General features: G+C 41.0%; 21 protein-coding genes. 18 read left to right on the forward strand and 3 right to left on the reverse strand.

What is annotated here, in order from left to right; genetic code table 11:
• Positions 1–53: 53 nt before the first annotated feature.
• Entirely contained in the window at positions 54–938 is an 885-nt protein-coding gene (gene htpX, locus BLP80_RS05100; RefSeq protein WP_090540776.1) for a protease HtpX, read from the reverse strand.
• Between the two features lie 238 nt (positions 939–1,176).
• Here htpX and BLP80_RS05105 point away from each other — a divergent pair, with 238 nt between their 5' ends.
• Together BLP80_RS05105 and BLP80_RS05110 are read left to right on the forward strand one after the other, a co-directional pair.
• Positions 1,177–1,344: a rubredoxin gene (locus BLP80_RS05105; RefSeq protein WP_090540778.1), complete on the forward strand. Its 168-nt coding sequence runs from the start codon at positions 1,177–1,179 to the stop codon at positions 1,342–1,344.
• A complete protein-coding gene (locus BLP80_RS05110; protein ID WP_090540780.1) occupies positions 1,341–2,495 on the forward strand; it encodes an NAD(P)/FAD-dependent oxidoreductase in 1,155 nt (384 codons plus the stop codon). Before BLP80_RS05105 ends, BLP80_RS05110 begins: the two co-directional genes overlap by 4 nt.
• A 246-nt stretch (positions 2,496–2,741) precedes the next feature.
• On the opposite strand, the gene BLP80_RS05115 is transcribed toward BLP80_RS05110, so the two are convergent.
• Positions 2,742–3,353 carry an exopolysaccharide biosynthesis protein gene (locus BLP80_RS05115; RefSeq protein WP_090540782.1) on the reverse strand — a complete coding sequence of 204 codons (612 nt, stop codon included), beginning with the start codon at positions 3,351–3,353 and terminating at the stop codon, positions 2,742–2,744.
• Between the two features lie 1,007 nt (positions 3,354–4,360).
• Here BLP80_RS05115 and BLP80_RS05120 point away from each other — a divergent pair.
• From BLP80_RS05120 to BLP80_RS05195, 16 genes are all read left to right on the forward strand, one after another.
• Positions 4,361–4,963, forward strand: a complete 603-nt coding sequence (locus tag BLP80_RS05120; protein ID WP_371128811.1) for an XrtA/PEP-CTERM system exopolysaccharide export protein — start codon at positions 4,361–4,363, stop codon at positions 4,961–4,963.
• Between the two features lie 54 nt (positions 4,964–5,017).
• Complete coding sequence (locus BLP80_RS05125) at positions 5,018–6,568, forward strand: XrtA system polysaccharide chain length determinant (RefSeq protein WP_090540785.1); 1,551 nt, start codon at positions 5,018–5,020, stop codon at positions 6,566–6,568.
• Between the two features lie 91 nt (positions 6,569–6,659).
• A complete protein-coding gene (locus tag BLP80_RS05130) occupies positions 6,660–7,562 on the forward strand; it encodes an XrtA-associated tyrosine autokinase (RefSeq protein WP_090540787.1) in 903 nt (300 codons plus the stop codon).
• Positions 7,562–9,091 (forward strand): TIGR03016 family PEP-CTERM system-associated outer membrane protein, encoded by a 1,530-nt coding sequence (locus BLP80_RS05135; protein ID WP_256324966.1) that lies wholly within the window; start codon positions 7,562–7,564, stop codon positions 9,089–9,091. Before BLP80_RS05130 ends, BLP80_RS05135 begins: the two co-directional genes overlap by 1 nt.
• 28 nt (positions 9,092–9,119) lie before the next feature.
• Entirely contained in the window at positions 9,120–9,986 is an 867-nt protein-coding gene (locus BLP80_RS05140; protein WP_090540790.1) for an XrtA/PEP-CTERM system-associated ATPase, read from the forward strand.
• Between the two features lie 110 nt (positions 9,987–10,096).
• The gene (locus BLP80_RS05145; protein WP_090540793.1) at positions 10,097–10,936 is read left to right on the forward strand and encodes an XrtA system polysaccharide deacetylase; all 840 of its coding nucleotides are present in this window, start codon (positions 10,097–10,099) and stop codon (positions 10,934–10,936) included.
• The gene (locus tag BLP80_RS05150; protein WP_090540795.1) at positions 10,933–12,015 is read left to right on the forward strand and encodes a FemAB family XrtA/PEP-CTERM system-associated protein; all 1,083 of its coding nucleotides are present in this window, start codon (positions 10,933–10,935) and stop codon (positions 12,013–12,015) included. The genes BLP80_RS05145 and BLP80_RS05150 overlap by 4 nt, the downstream gene beginning before the upstream one ends.
• Positions 12,016–12,019: 4 nt before the next feature.
• The gene (locus BLP80_RS05155; RefSeq protein ID WP_090540797.1) at positions 12,020–13,252 is read left to right on the forward strand and encodes a TIGR03087 family PEP-CTERM/XrtA system glycosyltransferase; all 1,233 of its coding nucleotides are present in this window, start codon (positions 12,020–12,022) and stop codon (positions 13,250–13,252) included.
• A gap of 39 nt (positions 13,253–13,291) precedes the next feature.
• Complete coding sequence (gene xrtA / locus BLP80_RS05160; RefSeq protein ID WP_090540799.1) at positions 13,292–14,863, forward strand: exosortase A; 1,572 nt, start codon at positions 13,292–13,294, stop codon at positions 14,861–14,863.
• 89 nt (positions 14,864–14,952) lie between these two features.
• Positions 14,953–16,098: a TIGR03088 family PEP-CTERM/XrtA system glycosyltransferase gene (locus BLP80_RS05165; RefSeq protein ID WP_090540801.1), complete on the forward strand. Its 1,146-nt coding sequence runs from the start codon at positions 14,953–14,955 to the stop codon at positions 16,096–16,098.
• Positions 16,099–16,164: 66 nt separating this feature from the next.
• Complete coding sequence (locus BLP80_RS05170) at positions 16,165–18,099, forward strand: XrtA/PEP-CTERM system amidotransferase (RefSeq protein ID WP_090540839.1); 1,935 nt, start codon at positions 16,165–16,167, stop codon at positions 18,097–18,099.
• 133 nt (positions 18,100–18,232) lie between these two features.
• Positions 18,233–18,490, forward strand: coding sequence for a class I SAM-dependent methyltransferase (locus BLP80_RS05175; RefSeq protein WP_090540803.1), 258 nt, complete (start codon positions 18,233–18,235; stop codon positions 18,488–18,490).
• 434 nt (positions 18,491–18,924) lie between these two features.
• Positions 18,925–19,689, forward strand: coding sequence for a hypothetical protein (locus tag BLP80_RS05180; RefSeq protein ID WP_371128810.1), 765 nt, complete (start codon positions 18,925–18,927; stop codon positions 19,687–19,689).
• 108 nt (positions 19,690–19,797) lie between these two features.
• Complete coding sequence (locus BLP80_RS16585) at positions 19,798–19,995, forward strand: hypothetical protein (protein ID WP_143002228.1); 198 nt, start codon at positions 19,798–19,800, stop codon at positions 19,993–19,995.
• A gap of 103 nt (positions 19,996–20,098) precedes the next feature.
• On the forward strand, positions 20,099–20,593 hold the full coding sequence (locus tag BLP80_RS05190) for a low molecular weight protein-tyrosine-phosphatase (protein ID WP_090540809.1): 495 nt from the start codon (positions 20,099–20,101) through the stop codon (positions 20,591–20,593).
• 443 nt (positions 20,594–21,036) lie between these two features.
• The gene (locus BLP80_RS05195) at positions 21,037–22,395 is read left to right on the forward strand and encodes a porin (RefSeq protein WP_090540811.1); all 1,359 of its coding nucleotides are present in this window, start codon (positions 21,037–21,039) and stop codon (positions 22,393–22,395) included.
• A 201-nt stretch (positions 22,396–22,596) separates the two neighbouring features.
• On the opposite strand, the gene BLP80_RS15590 is transcribed toward BLP80_RS05195, so the two are convergent.
• On the reverse strand, positions 22,597–22,873 hold a 277-nt coding region (locus BLP80_RS15590), incomplete at its 5' end, for a hypothetical protein (RefSeq protein WP_218120387.1).

Consider the following 22,873-nt stretch of genomic DNA (forward strand, 5'->3'; position numbering starts at 1 on the left):
ATGTTCAGAGTAATAAACGGTAGGATGCGATATATGCATCCTACCTTGTAGCTTTAATGTGTTGCTTCACGTAATGCCGCAATTCGCTCCTCCAGTGGAGGATGTGACATAAATAGGCGGCCAATTTGACTTTTCCGACCTGAGATCCCGAATGCTGCCATTTTGTCTGGTAAATGAGAGGGTTCATACTGCTGTTTCAAGCGCTCCAGTGCGGCAATCATTTTGTTGCGTCCGACCAACTTTGCGCTCCCTGCATCTGCACGAAATTCACGCTGTCTGCTAAACCACATTACGATGATGCTCGCTAGAATACCCAGCATGATTTCTGCAATGATACTCGTGATCATGTACGCGGGTCCGTGTTCTTCTTCTGTTTTGAAGACAATGCGATCTACTGCATGACCAATAATTCGAGACAAGAAAATTACAAAGGTATTTACCACTCCTTGAATTAGAGCAAGCGTTACCATATCCCCATTGGCTATGTGGCTTACTTCGTGTGCAAGAACGGCTTCGATTTCGTCTTGTTGCATCTTTTGCAGCAACCCCGTGCTCACTGCCACCAGCGCCTCATTTCGATTCATGCCAGTAGCAAAAGCATTGACATCAGGTGAATCATAGATGGCTATTTCCGGCATGCCGATACCAGAAGCCTTAGCTTGTCGGCGCACAGTTTCAACTAGCCAGCCTTCCGTGGCATTGGAAGGGATGTCGATAACGATGGCTCCTGTCATATGTTTTGCACTCCATTTAGACATGGCAAGCGAAATGAGTGAGCCTCCAAAGCCAATGACTGCTGCAAACACAAGTAAGGAATTGTAATTTAATCCACCGCCTTCTGCATCCAGTATACGATCAATGCCCAATACCCTCAGTGTGATACTTAGTACCAATAAAATGGCTAGGTTGGTTGCAATGAATAAAAGAATACGTTTCATAAATAGCTACCTATCAGGTTTTGTTAACGAATAATTTGAATAACCTACAAGACAATGGTTCAATTTCTACCTGTATAGTTTAAATGGAGACTATATTTTATCAAGCATGGAAAAGGAATGGGAGGCAGTAGCAATATCAAAAATAGCTTCTCGTTGAGGTACAATTAAAAGTTATTTGGTAACATCCAGAGAATAGAATAGGGGCAGAAAATTGGAGTTAGATAAAACAATGAGGACAATGAGGAAATTTCAGTGCAAGGTGTGTGGTTTTATTTATGACGAATCAATAGGCGATCCGGAGCATGGCATTCAGGCGGGTACGCGCTGGGAAGATATTCCAGAAAGCTGGGTATGCCCTGATTGTGGGGTCGTCAAGGCTGATTTTGAAATGGTAGAAATCATATGAATCAGCAATCAGTCGTGATCATCGGTAGTGGTCTGGCAGGTTACGCGGTAGCAAGAGAGCTGCGCAAACTGAATGCAGAAATTCCAATTACTATGTTATCTGCCGATCATGGAGGGTTTTATTCCAAGCCGATGTTGTCCAACGCGCTGGCGACAGGTAAAACACCTGCATCGCTCTTGAACTCGGATGTAGTACAGATGTCCAGTCAGCTAAATATAACGATACGGCCGTATACTCGCGTCAATACCATTGATCAATCCGGCGGTGCCGTGTTCCTTGAAAATGGAGAGAATTTGTCTTATGGCCGGCTTGTGCTGGCTGTGGGGGCTGATCCGATCCGCTTGCCGTTGTCAGGTGACGCGGTAGATGAAGTTTTATCTGTGAATGATTTCGATGATTACCGCCGCTTCCGTGATGCGCTGGATGGTAAAAAAGAAATTGCAATTTTAGGTGCAGGATTGATCGGCTGTGAATTTGCCAATGATCTTGCTGTGGCTGGTTATCAGGTGCATGTAATTGATATCAATTCGCGACCTCTAGGTAGATTACTTCCCGAGGAGGGAGGGAAGTTTCTACAGGATAAGCTAACAGCGGTAGGGATTAGGTTTCATTTAAGTACCAAGATACAGCGAATTGAACGAACCGGAAGTGGTTATCGTTTGGTCTTTGATGAAAATCGAACAGTCGAAGCGGATCTTGTCTTGTCAGCAGTAGGTCTGCGTTCACGTACAAAGCTGGCCGAAGCGGCGGGCATTCATGTTAATCGTGGTGTGATAACGAATCGATATTTACAGACTCAGAATACAAATATCTTCGCACTGGGTGACTGTGCTGAGGTAGAAGGTAAGGTATTGCCATTCGTGATGCCTATTACTCACGCAGCTCGCGCCTTGGCAGCAACTGTGACAGGTACTCCAACAGCTGTTCACTATCCTCCTATGCCAGTATTGGTTAAAACACCGGCCTGTCCCTCCGTGGTATCCCCGCCAGATCCTGCTGTGATAGGCGAGTGGCAGATTGAGGCCAATCAAGATGGTATTAAAGCTTTATTTCAGGATATGACAGGCAATCTTCATGGTTTTGCTTTATTGGGTGCAGCAACAAAGGAGAAAAACGCAATTACTTCTCGATTATTACCTGTGCTAGCGTGAGCTTGGCCATTATCGTAACAGATTCAAGTAGTGAATTTTGTAAGAGCAACTACTGGGTTTTGTTTTGGATAGGGAGAAAATAAAAATACCTGCCATACATCAATTACTTGACTAGAACCGAACGCATCCCGTGAAATAGCTTGCGCATTAGCTATTTGTGGCTGATAGTATTAGGAGGTTAAGCTGAATATGCTTTTAGGGATTCTTCATATTTGAAATTTGCGTTCGGTACGTATTAATTGACAGCTAATAAAAAGATGGCAATGACACTCCCATCCATATAAGTGCAAGAACCACAAGTGTTATTCCTATACCGATAGTGCCAACTATCATACCTACAATAATAGTTAATCCATCTTTATTAAGTAAACCTAGTGACATGATAAGAATTCCCCACCCAGGAGGGAAATTTGCCAAAGGAATGGGAAGAGCGATAGAAATGGTAAATATAAAGGAGAATATACCTATGATTCGTTCCCAGGCATGTACGCTGATATAGGTAAGTCTTGGATGCAGATAACTTTCAATCTTACGTAGCCACGGTGTTGCTTTTTCAATTAATTTTTCCAGATTTTTTTTGTTAATCTCCTTTTTACTTATCCATTCAGGCAGCCAAGGGGATTTCATTCCCCACATCATTTGTACTGAGAAAATAAAAAGTGGAATAGAAAAAAAAGTAGTATAGCCAGGTGGGACAGGAATAGGAAGGCAAATGGGTGAAGCGGCAATGGCAAGTAAAATACCAAATCCTCTCTCACGGAGAGAATTTTTGATTTCACCGATGCTCATTTTGTCATTAGTAGTTTGTACGACTACTAACTGGAGCAATTCAGATGTGTTGCGTTCTTTGTTCTCCATTAATGTTTCCTTATGATGAAACCAGGGTAATTTTATATAGATAAGCGATGTTGCAGGAAGGATTTTAGTATTTTCCGTAAAGCAAATAGGCTTGAGTAGGTAACCGATTCCCTAATTCGGTTATAACCCGCTTTATAAACAATAGGTATTCAAAGACAGAAGAAGGAATTTTTCTTCCAGGAAAGTGAAGAAGGGCGCCATAAACCTCTTCGGATTGGTTTCATGTTGAAAGAGAGAGGCTCAGAATGTACTTCTTGCGCAAGCATCTGGTATAGTTAAAAAAGCATAGTTGTGATAAATGATAGGCTTAATCCGAATATTTCATAAATTCGCGTGATGATCACGCAGGATTTTGATTAATAGGGAAGTTTTGAGAAGGAGGGGTGTAGTGATTCATACACCCGACTGAGCAAAATCTTTCTTATTAATCAAAAGGCAAGTGAGGGCACGTGCCAATTTATGAAATATTCGGGTTAAGCTCAATTATTCTGTGTAGAGTAGACTTCGATACTATCCAGGTTCGCTAAGCCTAAACGATGCCTATGTTTTTACAACATCTAATTTATTTGGATGACAATGTTTCCGCAGAAGATAGATGATTGCTTTCATAATCCCCTGAAATTCATGGAAAGATAGGAAAAATACATCGGATCAGAGAAGAAACATGAGAGGTAACTCAAATCTACTAGGCGATGAGACAAAAATTGCTCATTATGTTATTACCGACGTATATAGCATTTAAGTGTTTTTTTCAATATTCTCTTGAATTTTATTGAATGCGAAATAGTGTTTGTGTTTGATTTAAATGTATATAAAAAATTTTGAAGAATATCCTGTAGATGGAAAAAGCATTAATACTTATTTCTTTAAATACTTCCGTATATATGCTTAATTTATAAGATATGAATTTAATTTTATATATTAATATTCGATAAAATTTTGTATATCTGCATGTCTTTAATTTTTTAGAACGAGGAATTCAAGTGAATACTCTGCATACTTGTATTGTGAGTTGGTTAGCTAGTTTTTTGGGGTTACTTTCGATACTTATACTTACTGGCTGTACTACCTACCCACTTCTCAGTACTCAAGGAGAGAAGGTGCCTCATGATTATCTGATAGGACCAGGTGATACCTTGGATATTATCGTATGGCGTAATCCTGAAATTTCTATGTCTATTCCAGTTCGCCCTGATGGGAAAATTACTACACCATTAGTGGAAGATTTGCCTGCAAGTGGAAAAACATCCACGCAATTGGCTCGCGATATTGAGGTAACTTTATCTAAATATCTTCAACAGCCTGTTGTAACAGTTGTAATAACTGGGTTTGTTGGCCCCTTTAGCGAACAAATTCGAGTGATAGGTGAAGCTGCTAATCCACAATCACTTCCCTATCGTGAACATATGTCGCTAATGGATGTTCTCATTGCGGTCGGAGGAATTACCGATTTTGCTGATGGAAACAGGGCCAGAATCATTCGAATGATTGATGGAAAACAGCAACAGTTTAGAGTTCGGTTAAATGATTTAATCCGGGATGGGGATATCACTGCAAATGTTCCTGTATATCAAGGTGATGTCTTAGTCATACCGGAAAGTTTCTTTTGATTGCCAAGGAAATTCTGACTCAATTGAATCGTACAAAATGGAGTGTGATCCAGCATGGATGAGTTAATTGCTCAGTTGTTAGTTTATATTAAAGGGACATGGAAGTACCGTTGGGTTTCTATTGCAGTTGCTTGGACTATTGCCATTCTTGGTTGGATTGTTGTCTATCAGTTACCTGATAATTATGAAGCTTCAGCTCGAATTTACGTTGATACGCAGAATATTCTTAGGCCACTAATGGCGGGTATGACTGTTTCTCCCAATCCAGAGCAACAAGTGTCGATAATGAGTCGTACTCTTATAAGCCGTCCGAATGTAGAAAGAATCACACGTATGGTTGATCTTGACATAAAAATTACAGATGATGCTGCGTATGACAAACTCGTTACTGCGTTGATGAAGGAAATTACACTTGCTGCGGCTGGGCGGGATAATATTTTTACTATTTCGTATAGCAATAAAGATCCAAAACTCGCAAAGGAAATTGTGCAATCACTTCTCACTATCTTTGTGGAAGGTGGTCTCGAAGGTAAAAAACAAGATTCCACTTCGGCGCTACGCTTTATTGATCAGCAGATTGCGGCATTTGAAGAGAAATTGATCACTTCAGAAAACGCATTGACAGCCTTTAAGCAAAGAAATATTGGATTATTACCTGGGCAGGGTGGAGATTATTATTCACAACTAACGATAGCTTTAGAAGATCTTGAAAAAGCAAAGCTTGCTTTAAAAGAAGCTGAACGCGCACGAGATGCTGTTAGAAAACAGATTAGTGGGGATGAGACGGTACTTTTGCTGGAAACGGATAATGTGGTATCTGAAAAAATAATAAATCCAGAAATCGATGCGCGAATCCAGGCGCTTCATCTTAATTTGGATAATTTAAGATTAAGTTTTACTGAGCTACATCCTGATGTTGTCTCAACTCAGCGCTTGATCGCTCAACTTGAAGAACGTAAAAAGGAGGAAGCGGAGCTAATGGGAGCTGGAGGTGATCATGGTCGAAACTATAGTCCAATGTTGCAGCAACTGAATATTGCATTGACAGAGGCTGAGGCTGTAGTTGCTTCAATGGAGGCGCGTGTTGCTGAATATACTGGACGTTTTGAGCGGCTTAAATCAATGAGTACAATGGTTCCCGCGGTTGAAGCAGAATTAACACAGCTAAATCGTGACTACAATGTCAACAAGGCCAATTATGAGAAGCTTCTTGAACGTCGAGCATCTGCTGAGATATCTGGTGAACTGACCTCTGCTACAGGTTTGATGTCATTTAGGATTATTGATCCACCTACTGTTCCTGAAACACCCTCAGGTCCTGATCGCAGAAAACTATTTTCCTTTGTTTTTATTGGATCATTACTTGCTGGTATAGGAATTTCTTTTGTAGTAAGCCAAATTCGCCCTACTTTTCATAGTCAAACTGATTTGCGACAGGTTACTGGTCTGGCAATACTAGGAACTGTTCCTATGATCTGGACAGATCAGGAAAAATTAAAGCGCAGAAATCGCCTCTACGCTTTTGGCTTTTTCTTATTGTTGTTGATGGTGTTATACACGGCATTGATGGTGTATGTGAAATTTTCATTCTTTTCACGCATGTAACTCTTTTAATTTTGAATAGTAGTATCAGGACTTGTGAAGCATATATTTTGAGACAGAATTATGCTTAGAACAGAGGTGAACGGAGGGAAATATGAGCATCATTGAAAGAGCTGCAGATAGGCTTGGAAAGAAGACTGTAACAGAGCGTGCGCCGCAAACACCAGCAAGTGCTCATCTCGATCAGGCGAACAGCTCGGCTAAGGCTGATGAAAATATGCCTGGAAATGAGAATGAGCCAGTTAATTTTCATGCTGTGTCGGCCGTTCAAAAACAAATATCTATTAATCTTGATAGACTACATCAATTAGGGATTGTAACACCTCAGCATGGGAAAACTCAGATTGCTGAGCAGTTTCGTCTTATCAAGCGACCATTATTAATAAATGCTTTCAATCAAAATACCGGAATAAAAAATGGCAACCTGATCATGGTTACCAGCTCTCTTGCTGGAGAAGGAAAAAGTTTTTGCTCCATTAATTTAGCAATGAGCATCGCAATGGAAAGGGATCACAGAGTTTTATTGATAGATGCTGATGTGGCACGTCCTTCTATTCCCAGAATACTGGATTTTAGTCCGGAGAAAAAAGGATTACTGGATATTATTCTCGATGATTATCTCGATGTATCAGATATTTTAATAAAAACGAGCATTGAGAAGCTAACAATTATTTCTGCAGGCACACGACATCCTCATGCGACTGAATTATTGGCTAGCCAAAATATGAGAAACATCTTGACAGAGCTCGCGCAGCGATATCGAGACCGTATTGTTATCTTTGACTCTCCACCGTTGTTATTGACCAGTGAGGCACGGGTTCTCGCGAGTCAGATGGGTCAAATTGTACTAGTGGTAGAAGCTGAGAGAACAACGCAGCAAACGGTTAAAGAAGCTTTACGACAGATCGAATCATGCGATGTCGTTAATCTAATCTATAACAAAGCTAGAGCATTTTCCGGGGCTGGTACTGGCTATTATGGTTATTATTATTCATGATGTTATTCAGTAGTAATAGCTATTTTTGTAGAATTTTTTACTGGATCATCTACTTAATTATAGCGAGTCTATTGGTTTCTCATGCAGTTGCAGCTGACTGGGAGGTCAAACCACGATTAAATTTGAGGGAGACCTACACTGATAATTTGAGATTAGGCTTAGGGGGGGGAGGAGGAGGGGGTGGTGGTGATTTCATTACTCAAATTAATCCGGGTATTCTATTGACTGGTGAGGGGCGTCGCTTTAATACCAATATTAACTACATGATGAATAACCTCATCTACGCAGAGCATGGTGAGTTTTCCAGGATAAGACATCAACTCAATGCTAATGCGACTGCTGAGTTAATTGAGGATCGCTTTTTTGTTGATGGATTCGCTAGGATGACTCAGCAAAATGCTTTTTTATTTGGACCACAATCAGTTGATAACGCCAATCCGGTTAATAGAAGAAATGTTAATTCTTATAGTGTTAGTCCTTATTTTAAACACCGGTTTAAGGATTTCGCATCAGCGGAATTGCGTTATGTGCATGGTGAAGTCAATACAAGTGGGCAAGGTTCTTTTAGTAGTTCGTCAGATTCCGGGATTGCTCGCTTAGCTAGTGGAGCTGATTTTAGGGTATTAAAATGGGGGCTTAACTATAATCATACAGAAATACGTCGAGATCAGCTTCGAACAATTGATTTAGAGCGATCTATAGCACTTCTCAGGTATGTTGTTACACCACAATTTGATCTTATTGCAACAGGTGGTTACGAACGAAATAGTTTTGTTTCTGTCCGGGGAAAATCATCTGGTCCAACCTGGACAGTTGGTTTTGCATGGGCGCCTACTGAAAGAACAGAGATTAATCTTTCAGGAGGGCAAAGATTCTTTGGTGATACCTATTTGGCTACAGTGAATCATCGAACGCGATTAACTACCTGGAACCTGAGTTATAACCAAGACATTACTACTTTTGGTCAACAATCTTTGTTTGGGTCGGCGATTACTACAGCAAGTGCGCTGGATCAGCTTCTTTCGAGTACGCAGAATAGTGAGGCTTTGCTTAATCAAGGTGTTCCTTTTACTTTTTCTGATCCGAATAATTTTCTTACCAATCGCCTATTTCTACAGAGACGTCTGCAAGCATTCTTAGCTATCAAGGGCAGTAAAAATACTCTTCTGTTGAGGGGATTTAATTTGCAGCGGCGGGCATACACAGCAGCTCTGGAGGATGTATCATTAATCGGATTAGGAAATGCGCTATTAACAAGAGATACAGACCAAACAGGCGGTAATATCTCCTGGAACCATAGGTTAACTCCTCAAACCAGTGCCAATATTAACTATAGCTTTACTAGAATTGATTTTCTTGTATCTGATCGAATAGATGATAATCAACTCATCATGTTTAGCCTGAATAAGCGAATCACTCCTAATATGAACGGAATGATTAGCTATTTTCATAATTGGCGTAACTCTAATCAGAGCAATAGCGATTTTAATTCAAATAATGTTACAGCTTCATTGAATATGAATTTCTAATCAATAGCATAAAGCAAATCTAAATTATATGTATTTATCTTATTACGGTCTTAAGATCAAGCCATTTCAACTGAAGCCCGATCCAAATTTCTTTTTCAGCAGTAAAGGGCATAAACGGGCAATGGCCTATCTTGAATATGGGTTATCGCAAGAAGATGGCTTTATTATTGTTACAGGCGAGATAGGTGCGGGTAAAACAACTTTGATGCGCCATCTTTTCCAGAAGCTAGAGCGGGAAAAATTTATTGCTGTGCAATTAGTGAATACACATCTGGACTCGGAAGATATCTTAAGAATGGTGGCGGCTGCTTTTGGATTGGCGCACTTGAATTCTACTAAAGCGACTCTTCTGCTTGAACTTGAGCAATTTTTTCGGCAGTCTGATAGAGAGGGAAAACGAGTATTGCTGCTTGTAGATGAAGCACAAAATCTTTCTCCTAGCGCACTCGAGGAATTGAGAATGCTCTCAAACTTTCAGACAGACGATAAGCTCTTGTTGCAAACATTTTTACTTGGGCAACCTGAATTTAGAAAGATTCTGCTTGGTAACAGTATGCAGCAATTACGCCAAAGAGTTATCGCGACCTATCATCTCGGTCCTTTGGATACTGATGAAACCAAATCTTATATTGAACATCGTTTGACTACAGCGGGTTGGTCTGGCGATCCTTTTCTACGCGATGATGCTTTTAACGCAATTTACAACTTCACAAAGGGTATTCCCCGCAGAATCAATACACTTTGTGATCGTTTATTGATAATGGGTTGCTTAGAAGAATTACATACCTTGAGTAGTGTGGAAGTAAATGAAGTTATTCGTGACATTCAGCAAGAGTTTGATCTGTCAATTCTCTCTGATGATGAATCAGATGAGTTTAAACCCGCTACTGCATGACAAAAGATAAAGATATCAGCAAATAACGCTAAATCTATTTCAGTAAGCTATTATTATTTTTACTAATTTGGTTTTTCTTGGTTTCGGGTCTCATAGGGTGGCAAATTAGAATGATACGTAATGCCATGACAATCGATGTGGAAGATTATTTCCATGTTTCTGCATTTGCTTCTCATATACCGAGAGAAGCCTGGGAAAATTTGCCGTGCAGGGTAGAGAGGAATATTGACTGTATTCTCATGCTATTGGATGAAAAACAAATAAAAGCTACTTTCTTTACTTTGGGTTGGATTGCCAAACGCTATGTGAGCATGGTTAGGCGCATCACTGAGAATGGCCATGAGCTTGCTAGCCATGGTTGTGAGCATCATCGGGTTTCAGAACTAGGATTTGCTCAATTTCGTAAGGATATTATTCATAGTAAAAAATTGCTCGAGGATATTGGAGGTAGCCCAGTATGGGGCTATCGCGCACCTAGTTTCTCAATAAATAGCCAAAATCTCTGGGCATTTGATTTACTTGAAGAAGCGGGCTATCGATATAGCTCCAGTATCTATCCCGTGTATCATGATCACTATGGTATGCCAGATGCACCCCGTTTTGCCTTTTATCCTAGTCCAACCAAGAAATTACTGGAGTTACCAGTGACGACTGTTAGTCTGTTCGGACGTAACTTTCCTGCGGGGGGTGGGGGGTATTTCCGATTATGGCCTTATTCTGTTTCACGCTGGTTTATTCATAAAGTGAACAATCATGATCATCGCCCTGCGATCTTTTATTTTCATCCATGGGAGATGGATCCTGAGCAACCCCGTCAGAAGGGTATTAGTGCCAAAACCCGTTTTCGTCATTATCTGAATCTTGATTGCATGGAAAAGCGGATCAAATTGCTAATCAATGATTTTAACTGGGGACGTATGGATCAAATTTTTCTGGATGAGGCAGAATGAGTACAGCGGATGTTGTATTTCCTCAACAGATTAAAGCCCCATTATTTGCTGATATTCCCAGTGTCTATTTATTACAGGCAGATGTTGTAATAGCATGGGATACATTCGTAATAACCTGTTCAGAGGCCACTTTCTTTCATCGAGCGGGCTGGCAACAGGTTATTGAAAAAGCTTTTGGGCATAAGACGTGGTTCCTCTATGCGGAAATCAACGGAGAAATAGATGGCGTACTACCTTTGGTAGAAATTAATAGCTACCTTTTTGGGCATTCGCTTAGTTCATTACCATTTTGTGTTTATGGTGGAATAGCGGCTAGCTCCGAAGCAGCGAGACTGGTGCTTGATCAGACTGCTCAAAGGCTAGCTGCCCGATTGAAGGTAGATTATCTCGAGTATAGAAATCTCAAGCCATTTCACACAGATTGGCCAGCCAAAGATCTTTACGTAACTTTCCGTAAAGAAATTGATCCTGACGTGGAAAAAAACATGCTGGCTATTCCTCGTAAGCAGCGTGCAATGGTACGAAAGGGTGCTAAAAATGGATTACAAAGTTGCATTGATGAGGATATCGAACAATTTTTTCATGCTTATTCTGTGAGTGTGCATCGGTTGGGAACGCCAGTATTCTCAAAGAATTATTTTCGCTTACTCAAAGCAATTTTTGCTGAAGATTGTGAATTAATGATTATCACCCATGAGAATAAAGTAGTGAGCGCTGTCATGAGCTTTTATTTTCGTGATGAGGTTTTGCCCTATTACGGAGGAGGAACTGATGAAGCACGAGATTTGGCAGCAAATGACTTTATGTATTGGGAGTTAATGCGACGTGCTTGTGAACATGGTTATAAGATTTTCGATTTCGGACGCAGTAAGCGTGGCACAGGTTCTTTCAGCTTTAAGAAAAATTGGGGGTTTGAGCCACAATCACTTTATTACGAGTGCCAGCTTCATCAGACAAAAGCGCTGCCTAACCATAATCCATTAAATCCCAAATATCACCTTTTCATTAAAGCTTGGCAAAAGCTTCCTTTATCATTAGCGAATCTGATTGGGCCGTATATCGTGAGGAACTTGGGCTAGATTAATGCAAGCATTGCTTTATCTAACACACCGAATTCCTTATCCACCAAACAAGGGAGATAAAATACGTTCCTATCATCTGTTGCAGCATCTCAGTGAACGTTACCGAGTTTACTTAGGGACATTTATAGATGATGAGCAGGACTGGCAATATGTAGATCAGGTCAAATCTTTCTGTGAAGATACCTGCTTTATTAAACTTGACCCATTTACTGCTCGTATACGCAGCCTCTTCACCTTGTTTTCAAATACACCCCTTACCTTAACTTATTATTATAATCAGCATCTCCAGGCTTGGGTAAATGAGCGGCTTAGTAAAGAATCCATTGATCATATCTTAATTTTTTCTTCGGCAATGGCGCAATATATTGATCACGCTAAAGATTGTGATCACATCGTTGATTTCGTTGATGTTGATTCAGATAAATGGCGTCAGTATGCATCAGCTAAATCTTGGCCTCAGAACTGGATCTACCGACGAGAAGCTAAATTATTACTTGCTTACGAGAAGCAGGTTGCCAAAGATTGTGATTATGTCACTTTTGTTTCTGAGAAAGAGGCGGATTTATTCAAGCAACTTGTGCCGGAAGTCACTGATAAAACAGTCTTCTTTAATAATGGAGTAGATACTGACTTTTTTTCACCTTATCTTCGTTATGACAATCCATACTCAGAAGGAGCGAGAGTACTTGTATTTACTGGCGCCATGGATTATTGGCCAAATGTTGACGCTGTAAGCTGGTTTTCACATGCTGTTTTTCCTGCAGTTCGCGCGCAGTTGCCTCAAGTGGAATTTTATGTTGTGGGTGCCAGACCATCCCGAGAGGTTATGGCGCTGGCTAGCTTACCTGGCATTACTGTAACGGGTGCTGTAGAGGATATTCGACCTTATATGGCTTATGCGTCGATGGCGGTAGCGCCTTTACGTGTAGCGCGGGGCATCCAGAATAAAGTGCTAGAAGCAATGGCAATGGAGAAAATTGTCATTGTTTCTCCTCAAGCAATGGAAGGTATCTATGCTGTTCCTGAGATAGAGTTATTCGTCGCTAGTGATGCAGGTCAATTTATTGATCAGATTATTCTGCTATTCCAAAATAACGTGAGTAAAGATACTGGTGGAGCTGCAAGGTCAAGGGTATTGAAAGATTATAATTGGGCAGAGAGCTTGGCCAGAATAGATGCTTTGTTTACTGGGAATAGAAGAAACGACTTAAGGGATGAGATATTAGTTCGTTAATTTCTTGTTAATATCGATATTAATAATATTCAGAATACTATGAGCGTGCAACTTCCATCAGAAATTGCAGTGAGCACTTTAGTAAAAAAACAGAAGATCTCTGCTTTTGTTACATCTCTCGTGATTATTCTGATACTGAGTGTGTATCACGAGGTGACGTGGTCGATCATTTCAACCTGGATCAGATCGGATACTTATGCGCATGGCTTCTTGATTCTTCCTTTTAGCGTTTATATGATCTGGAAGCAGCGTGATAATCTTAGTCTATTGAAATATCAACCAAGTTTTGGATGGTTATTCGTACTGGGAATACTCGGATTTGGTTGGCTATTGGCCACGCTGGCGAGTGTGCTAGTAGTTGAACAGTATGCTTTGATAGCGATGATTCCTGTCGCAGTATGCATCATTATGGGGCATCGATTAGCTTGGGCTATCGCTTTTCCGCTCGCTTATCTTTTTTTTGCTGTTCCATTTGGTGAAGCGCTCATTCCGCCATTAATCGATTTCACAGCAGATTTTACAGTCACTGCATTGCAGATGACAGGAATTCCTGTTTATCGTGAAGGGAGTTTTTTTAGTCTTTCTAGTGGTAATTGGTCTGTAGTAGAGGCTTGTAGTGGTTTGCGTTATTTGATTGCATCGGTAACACTGGGCACGCTCTATGCTTATCTTACTTATCGGAGTTTAGTAAAACGCATATTTTTTATTGTACTTTCTATTGTTGTGCCGATTGTTGCCAATGGAATGCGGGCGTATTTGATTGTGATGACAGGGCATCTCAGTAATATGCAATTGGCTGTTGGTGTTGATCATTTGGTCTATGGCTGGGTATTCTTTGGTTTAGTCATGATGCTGTTATTCTGGATTGGTTCGTTTTGGCGGGAAGACGGGTTGGAGAATAAGACTAAAAATGAGAATCAAGTTGCTAATCCTCAAGCTGATAATATTTCACTTAACAGCATGTGGTTTGCAGCAAGCCTGGTGGGGGTCACTATACTAATTTGGCCAGCTTATGCGAGTTATCTGAATACTACTACTGAGAACAACTTGATTCCTGAGGTTGGGATTATAGATCCATTGGGAAAATGGGAGGTTAATCAAGATCTGTCTTTTGATTGGACTCCTAGCTATATTGGTGAGCCTCGTAAATTTCTTTATCATTTTAAGCATGCAGATCAATCAGTAAGCGTCCATATTACCTATTACCATAAACAGAATCAGGGGGCAGAGCTAATTAATTATGGGAACGTACTTGTCTCTGATAAATATTCAGGCTGGCGTAATATTGGCAATACTAAACGTCATATATCGCTTGACTCCAATGCGTTAACGATCAATCAGAGTCAATTGCAGTCGTATACTACAAATTTATTGGTATGGAGATGGTACTGGTTGGGTAATAAGCAAACAGCCAATCCCTATTTTGCGAAAGCTATTCTTGCCATGAATAAATTCCTGGGAAATGGCGATGATGGGGCTGAAGTCATTATTACGACTTCTTACAATGATCATCTAGAGGAGGCAGCGGTAGTGCTCCAAGATTTTCTTGATGACATGCTGCCAGTAATAGTTAGGGGACTTCAAACTGCACAGCTCTCCAATGAGGAGTGAATATAATGGTCAGTATTACTACCATAATATTTCATTAATAACGAGTAATTGCTAACTATACCCATGTTTTTATGCCTAGTTAGATTCTTATGAATACCAGTAATCCGCCTCTTATTGCACATGTTATTCATCATCTCGGTGTCGGCGGGTTAGAAAATGGTTTGGTGAATCTGATTAATACTATCCCTCCAGAGCGCTACCGACATGCCATTATATGCCTCAAAGGATATTCTGATTTTCATCGGCGAATCAAAAGAAGAGATGTGGTAATTATTGCGCTGAATAAGCGTGAGGGGAGTGATTTTAAGGTTTACTCCAATCTTTTTAAGTTATTCAAGCAACTTAAGCCGGATATTGTGCATACTCGTAATCTTGCCACGATGGAAGGGCAGATCCTTGCTGCTTTGGCAGGAGTAAAAGCCCGTGTGCACGGAGAGCATGGTCGGGATATCTTTGATCTTGAGGGTAAGAGTCGTAAATATAATTTATTGAGAAAAGCAATTTGTCCTTTTATCAATCATTTTATTGCTGTCAGTAAAGATCTGGAAAAATGGTTAATTAATACGGTAAAAGTAAATCCAAGCGACATTGATCAAATTTATAACGGTGTGGATAGCTTACGCTTCTGCCCAAACTTCGATCTCCCTCCTATAGCTACTCCTCATGGCTTTATCAATAAGAATTCTTTTGTCATTGGGAGTGTTGGGAGAATGGCCGAGGTAAAGGACTATCCTAATTTGGTTCAGGCCTTCTTGCTAATGTTGAACAGGATTCCAGAAGCAAGCAAGCGGTTGCGACTTCTCATTGTGGGGGAGGGAGAAGCGCGAGAAAAATGCATTACAATGCTACGTAGTGCAAAGGCTGAGGATTTAGCCTGGCTTCCTGGCGAGCGTACCGATATCCCTGAATTAATGCGCGTTATGGATCTATTTGTGCTGCCATCGTTGGGTGAAGGAATTTCCAATACTATTCTCGAGGCAATGTCTAGCAGTCTGCCAGTAGTAGCAACCAAAGTTGGGGGAAATATCGAGCTGGTAAAAGAGGATCAAACTGGAAAGCTCATACCGCCAGGAGATCCTGAAATACTGGCTGAGGCGATATTTGAATATTATAGAAACCAGGATCTGCTTACAAGACATGGATATGCTGCACGTCAGCTGATTGAGTGTGGTTTTAGTATGGATGCGATGACCAACAGTTATCTTAAGGTCTATGATAGAGTTCTTGGATTATGAAACAAAGATTTGCTGGCTGGTAGAAGGGGTCGGTAAAGAGAGAATAAATATGAAGGGGAAATGATCATGTGCGGAATCGTGGGCATATTTGATACGCACAGTAAAAATGAAATCAGCCGGCAACTGCTTAATGGCATGAATCAGACCCAGGTTCATCGTGGACCAGATGAGGGAGAATTATATACCGAGCCGGGTATTGGTCTGGGTCATCGTCGCTTATCCATAATGGATGTTTCCAGTGGGCAGCAACCTCTTTTTAACGAAGATGGTAGTGTTGTCGTGGTTTTTAATGGTGAAATATACAATTATCAAGAGCTGGCTAAAGAGCTTGCCGAACTAGGCCATCATTTTCGCACACATTGTGATACTGAGGTAATTGTGCATGGCTGGGAAGAATGGGGCGAGCAATGTGTCAATCGATTTCGTGGTATGTTTGCTTTTGGTTTGTGGGATCGTAATCGAGATACGCTTTTTGTGGCCCGTGATAGGCTGGGCATCAAGCCGCTCTATTATGCATTACTAGCCAACGGATTATTCATTTTCGCATCCGAGCTTAAAGCGCTACTTGCTCATCCTGACTTCGTAAGAGAAATGGATGCACGGGCAATTGAAGATTACTTTGCCTATGGATATATCCCTGAACCCAAAACCATTTTTAGGCATGCGCATAAGCTTCTACCGGGTCATATCTTGACGCTACAAAGTGGCCAGCAGTCGTTGCAACCTCGCCAATATTGGGATATTCCATTTCAGTTACATGGCGCGATGGAAGAACGAGAAATTCAGGATGAGCTGATTATCCGACTGCGCGAAGCTGTCGGTAGTCATCTCATGAGCGAAGTACCCTTGGGGGCTTTTCTTTCGGGAGGAGTGGATTCCAGCGCTGTCGTCGCCATGATGGGAGGGTTAATGAAGGATCCCGTTAATACCTGCTCGATTTCTTTTTCTGATCCAGCCTTCGATGAATCAGACTATGCCCAGAAAGTGGCTGAGCGCTATCATACTTGCCATTATGTTGATCAAGTAGAACAGGATGACTTTGATCTTATTGACAAATTGGCGTCATTATATGATGAGCCTTTTGCCGATAGTTCGGCTATGCCAACTTACCGAGTCTGTGCGCTTGCCAGAAAGCGAGTAACTGTTGCGTTATCTGGTGATGGAGGGGATGAAAATTTCGCTGGATATCGCCGTTATCGTTGGCATATGTACGAAGAACAATTGAGATCCAGATTACCTATTGGGTTGCGTAAACCTTTGTTTGGCTTGTTAGGGTACCTTTATCCCAAGGCAGATTGGGCACCAAGATTTTTGCGTGCCAAGGCTACTTTTGAAACCTTGGCGCGTGATTCAGTAGAAGGCTATTTTCATAGTGTATCCATTATGGACGATAAAATGCGTCAGCGTTTGTTCAGTCCATCTTTTAAGAATAGTCTGCAAGACTATCGGGCTGTTGAAATATTACGTGGTTATGCGGATAAAAGCCCGACGCAGGATCCGCTATCACTCATCCAGTACCTGGATATGAAAACCTATCTCGTTGGTGACATTCTGACTAAAGTTGATCGTGCTAGCATGGCGCATTCTTTAGAGGTGCGCGTGCCACTATTAGATCACAAACTGGTTGAATGGATTTCTGGGATTCCAGCCTCCTTGAAGTTACATAATCATGAAGGAAAATACATTCTTAAGAAGGCATTGGAAGATTATCTTCCTGATGACGTGCTTTATCGTAATAAAATGGGATTTGCAGTGCCGCTGGCGAAATGGTTCAGGGGCGAGCTACGCGAGAGGGTGCGCAAATCCTTGCTCAGTAAAACTTTGGCAGAAACAGGTATCTTTAATATGAATTTTATTGAGGAAATGCTTGATCAGCATCAATCGGGAAGGAGGGATTACAGTGCGCCGTTGTGGACACTGCTTATGTTTGAATCTTTTCTGCGTAATACGTTTCATCTAGAAAAAGCATTCTCTGACGCGTTGGTTTTTAAGGTTGTATAACTAATATTTTTTAAAATGCTAATTTTTCTATTCTTTTTAGAGAAGGTATGAAGAATGAATGAGAGGGATGCAGCCAGAAGCGCACAAAGTACAGAACCTTAGATGTAAGAATTAATCGGATTGTTTACGGGATTTGCTGCGTGATGCGGTCGTTTTGGATTTTCTCTGTGGCACCGCTCGTTTAGCTAAAGAACTTTTAAAATCAGGATTAAGAATTCATGGGGCAGATATTTCTGCAGAGATGCTTGAGGTAGCAAAAGAGCGGCTCTTCGGTTATGGTGGCCGCGGTAATACTGAAGTTATGGATGTATTCGAATTAACCAGGAATGATCAACAATTTAAAGCTGCTATTTGTACGCGTGTTTTAATGCATTTTCTCCTAAGGAGCTGATGGCATTTTGACGTGAGATCACGTCAGTTGTACGAAAAAGAATCGTGATTAATCATTTGCTGGGTTCACCCTGTCAGTATCTTAGGCGCTGGATAAGAAGATAATATTCGGCCACCCCGAGTCTGTTTATTTCCCATTACTAATAGAGCGCGCAAGCGTCTCAATCTTTTAATGTGAAGTAGTTTATATTTATTGCTGAGAGAATCGATTAAATGAGAACAACGTTATTACGTTGGAGCTGTAAAAATTATTCTTTCTGGAACCTCCCTTGCTACGCGTGCGGCAGTTGTCTAGGATGGCGAATTCTATCCTGCAGTAAGCGTAGCAATTCATTTATAGCTAATGTAATTTGTCTAAAGTGTAATGCTAAACAGTTTCTCAAAAGAAATCGTTCACTTAAGACTGAGTCTAATGCTGTTTTATCTGAGTATCAAATGCTCAGAAAGTTAGATGGGGGTATTAGAGTTGGGTACCCTTTTTTGCTACCCCGCGCTTATAATTATTCTGCTGAAAACTATTCATTCTCTAGAGAATTTGTTGAAGGAGAGTCTATAGATGAGCGACTACTTCGCTCAGAAAACAGGCAATCTTTTGAGGATTGTCTAAGTGCCTCGGCGACTTGGCTGCGAGGCCTGCATGAGGCGCCTATTGCGCATTTGTGTAGTCAGGGAAGCGATTACTTAACAATGCTGCGGCAATTGGAATTAGACCTCGGTTTTCTAATCAATAGCACCCCAACTGTAGTTTTAGCATTAGGGTTTATGCAATCTACTTTAAATAAAATCAATAAACTTACAGAGAGACATGTGCCACTTCATGGTGATTTTAAAGCATCAAATTTAATCATTACATCAGATGGACGAGTGTATGGAATTGATTTTAGTCCTCGATTCAATAATCCCAGTGCTATGGACATCGCTCAGTTTGTTGTTGACCTGTTACTTAAACGACATCAAATAAAGGTACTTACTCGCGATATAGGTATAGCGGATATTTTTGATATTTTTTTAAAAGCTTATTATGGGAATCTTAGTCAAAAAAATAAGTACCCAATCACATGGTGGTTACTCTACTTTCTGTTTTCCCATTGGAAGAATGAGCTAAGAAGCCATAAACCTAAGTTTCTTGTCAATCGTTATTACATGTCAATCTTGGCGGATATCATGGCATTCTGTAGCAATAACTTGGATTACCAGTAATTCATCATGTTGTGTCTAGAAGAAATTGGGAAAACATACGGCAGATTGAAGTGATACCCCAAAACTGGACAGGCCGTCAAACTTTGGTGATACTCATAGGGGAGAGCGATGAGCATGGGCAAGAAACGCAAACAATATTTCAGTGAATTCAAGGCAAAAGTAGCACTGGCAGCAATTCGTGAAGATGAAACAGTTTCGCAACTACATCCCCGTTATGGTTTACATCCTACGCAGACCAATAGAAGCTTTTTTACAGCATCGGATAGCATCAGATCATTACAAACTAGAATTGCGCGTATTTGTTAATTGATAATTTCCAAATTATCGGTAGCGTCTGAGTGCAGAAATTTCATGTGCGATGAGTATAATAAGAAAAGATTTTATATTATTAAAACAAGTAGCAGAAAAAATGAATCAAAACGAAAAAATTAAAGTTCTCTTTGTTTGTATGGGTAATATTTGCAGATCACCTACTGCAGATGCGGTGTTTAAGCATCAAGTCAGAGCTGCCGGTTTGGAGAAGCAGATTTACGTCGATTCGGCTGGCACGCACGCTTACCATATCGATGAGCCCCCTGATAAGCGTGCACAAAAAGTGGCACTGACAAGAGGGTATAACATGCGGGAGTTGCGTGCTCGCACCGTAGAACCGAATGATTTTGAAGAGTTTCACTACATCCTGGCAATGGATAAAAACAATCTTGCTGTACTTCACGATCGCTGCCCGCAACAATATAGCCACAAGCTTGATTTACTAATGCGATACAGCAGTCAATGGGACAGTTATCAGGAAATAGCGGATCCTTATTATGGTGGAAGTCATGGATTTGAAATGGTGCTTGATTTAGTGGAAGATGCTAATGAGGGGCTGCTAAAGCATATTCTTAGTCAGGGTCAGGGGTGATGTATCCAGCATCAAAGTCTTAAACTTTTTTCCGGTAACAATCGGAGAAAAATTTTGATATCATGCATAGTGATAATTTTCTATAAATAAGACATTTCTCACCCACTTACTCCTTAAAAATCGATCATACCAAGTACTTCTGCATTTTAAGATTACATCTTTGATGTAATTTCTCTTTCTTTGCGCTTCTTTTCCTGCTGTCTTATCCTAAGGCTTCTCAATTTACATAAGAATTAAAGTTCCAATTTCGTCTTTATATTGACTGTTACGCTGTCTATCCTACTGATTCCGGGCCTCGGTAGTTCAAGCTGGTTTATGTCAGAGAGATTCCACATTGACCCGACCTTGTGTTATGTGTAAAGTCAAATCCTTGCGCGAAATAAGGTTATTAACTTTTTATTTTTTGTGTTTCTAACTAATAAATTCAGGGAAAGAGGGGGAGAATGAGGATTAATTCTAAATACAAGAATCAGATAATCCTTACTGCGGTTGGGGGATTGTTATTATTTGGTATGAATTCAACGGCTGTTCAAGCAAATACCGTCATGAATTTTCTTGATCAATATGGTCTTAAAGTTGGTGGCTGGATTCATGGCGGAGCAACTTTTAATCCGTATCAGACCGATGGATTTAACGGTCCTGTTACCTTTGCAGATCAAGCTAACCGGTTCCAGTTAAACCAGCTTAATTTGTTCATTGAACGGCCTGTAGTGTCAGAAGGGAGTTCATGGGATATAGGTTTCCGGGCTGATTTTCTGTTCGGTACGGATGCTATTTTCGCGCAAGCTTTTGGGAGCCCCGCATTTGATGTAAATAATGGGAGACCTTTAAGTGACAGGGGCAACTGGGATCTTGATATTTGTTGTAACTCTAGTCGTACCTATGGTATCGCTTTTCCACAAGCCTTTGTAGAAGTATATGCACCAATTACAGACAGCAAAGGTCTGAACGTAAAAGTTGGTCACTTTTATACATCGATTGGTTATGAATCGGTTCCGGCGCCTAATAACTTCTTCTATACCCACGCTTACACCATGCAATATGGTGAACCTTTTACGCATACCGGGATATTGAGTGAATATGCCATTACCGATAATTGGTCTGTGAAGGCTGGAGCGCTTACGGGGAGTGCTACAGGTGGCTGGGATGGTAATTTTGATAAACAATTGGCCAACTGGGGCGGGATAGGTGGTGTAAGTTGGACGAGCGATGATGGCAATACCTCTCTTGATATTAGCGGTACTGGGAGTACAACTTCCACCCGGAACAGTAGCTTCTGGGGAATGTTCAGTATCGTGCTGAAACATATGATTACCGAAAGAACCCATTTTATTTTGCAACATGATCATGGTTTTGCTGATAACGTCCTGCTCAATAACCTCCACTATACTAATGTAAACAAAAATGCCGAGTGGTATGGAATTAATCTGCACTTATATTATGATGTGACATCTAACTTATCAGTGGGTGTGCGGGGTGAGTGGTTCCGCGACAGGGATGGCTTCCGTGTATTTTCACCAGGTAGGGTTGCCGCTGCGACTAATCACCTGGGCCAGAGCTACGCTTTGGGCGGCGCAACCCAACTTGCTACGAGCACACCTGCTGATTATTATGCAGTAACACTGGGTTTGAATTGGAAGCCGGCAAGCATGTTCAATTTTACCAATAGCCTGCGGCAGTTGAACATTCGTCCAAACTTTCGCTACGATGTGGCAGACCCACTTCATGGGTCAGCCTATAGACCATTTGGCGGTAATAACGATCAGGTCTTGTTGTCACTTGATGCAATATTGCCCTTTTAAATCAGCAGTCTTAAGGAGAGAGCGAATTGTTAAAATATTCAAGAAATGCACCTTCAGGTGCATTTCTTTTATCCGCTACTGTTTTTGGGATACCCTAACCCATCTTTAACATCATATTTTAAAAAATCATAACAATCATGATGTTACAAGTCAAAAAATGATCGTAAGGCACTACATTTGATTTTTTCTGTTACATCAAGCTTATACGTATGTCTTGATAACTCCTCCTGCTAGCGGATCTAAGTTTAGCGCCTGGTAGATAGCGGCCAGTTCCGGCTCCGTACGTGTAGCCTTGCGCACATGCAAAGTGCGGCCATCGGCACACCGGAAAGAGGCAGTCACCCGCTGTTGTACGGACAAAATATCACGCAAACTGCGCCAGCGCGCCTTGATGCCTTGTGCCTGCAATTGCCGACGAATGATTTGCACCAACTGGTAAGCTAAGACCGTGATGAAGAGATGGCCGTCAACCCGGTGT

Source organism: Nitrosomonas sp. Nm132, assembly GCF_900100485.1.
Taxonomy (GTDB): Bacteria; Pseudomonadota; Gammaproteobacteria; order Burkholderiales; family Nitrosomonadaceae; genus Nitrosomonas.

Bases quoted from the DNA above. Each gene is read 5' to 3' on its own strand.
- BLP80_RS05165 (WP_090540801.1), top strand. From the start codon at position 14,953: ATGAATACCAGTAATCCGCCTCTTATTGCACATGTTATTCATCATCTC.
- htpX (WP_090540776.1), bottom strand. From the start codon at position 938: ATGAAACGTATTCTTTTATTCATTGCAACCAACCTAGCCATTTTATTG.
- BLP80_RS05125 (WP_090540785.1), top strand. From the start codon at position 5,018: ATGGATGAGTTAATTGCTCAGTTGTTAGTTTATATTAAAGGGACATGG.
- BLP80_RS05145 (WP_090540793.1), top strand. From the start codon at position 10,097: ATGATACGTAATGCCATGACAATCGATGTGGAAGATTATTTCCATGTT.
- BLP80_RS05115 (WP_090540782.1), bottom strand. From the start codon at position 3,353: ATGGAGAACAAAGAACGCAACACATCTGAATTGCTCCAGTTAGTAGTC.
- BLP80_RS05190 (WP_090540809.1), top strand. From the start codon at position 20,099: ATGAATCAAAACGAAAAAATTAAAGTTCTCTTTGTTTGTATGGGTAAT.
- BLP80_RS05155 (WP_090540797.1), top strand. From the start codon at position 12,020: ATGCAAGCATTGCTTTATCTAACACACCGAATTCCTTATCCACCAAAC.
- BLP80_RS05170 (WP_090540839.1), top strand. From the start codon at position 16,165: ATGTGCGGAATCGTGGGCATATTTGATACGCACAGTAAAAATGAAATC.
- BLP80_RS05135 (WP_256324966.1), top strand. From the start codon at position 7,562: ATGTTATTCAGTAGTAATAGCTATTTTTGTAGAATTTTTTACTGGATC.
- BLP80_RS05105 (WP_090540778.1), top strand. From the start codon at position 1,177: ATGAGGAAATTTCAGTGCAAGGTGTGTGGTTTTATTTATGACGAATCA.
- BLP80_RS16585 (WP_143002228.1), top strand. From the start codon at position 19,798: ATGAGCATGGGCAAGAAACGCAAACAATATTTCAGTGAATTCAAGGCA.
- BLP80_RS05130 (WP_090540787.1), top strand. From the start codon at position 6,660: ATGAGCATCATTGAAAGAGCTGCAGATAGGCTTGGAAAGAAGACTGTA.
- BLP80_RS05180 (WP_371128810.1), top strand. From the start codon at position 18,925: ATGCTCAGAAAGTTAGATGGGGGTATTAGAGTTGGGTACCCTTTTTTG.
- BLP80_RS05195 (WP_090540811.1), top strand. From the start codon at position 21,037: ATGAGGATTAATTCTAAATACAAGAATCAGATAATCCTTACTGCGGTT.
- xrtA (WP_090540799.1), top strand. From the start codon at position 13,292: ATGAGCGTGCAACTTCCATCAGAAATTGCAGTGAGCACTTTAGTAAAA.
- BLP80_RS05140 (WP_090540790.1), top strand. From the start codon at position 9,120: ATGTATTTATCTTATTACGGTCTTAAGATCAAGCCATTTCAACTGAAG.
- BLP80_RS05150 (WP_090540795.1), top strand. From the start codon at position 10,933: ATGAGTACAGCGGATGTTGTATTTCCTCAACAGATTAAAGCCCCATTA.
- BLP80_RS05110 (WP_090540780.1), top strand. From the start codon at position 1,341: ATGAATCAGCAATCAGTCGTGATCATCGGTAGTGGTCTGGCAGGTTAC.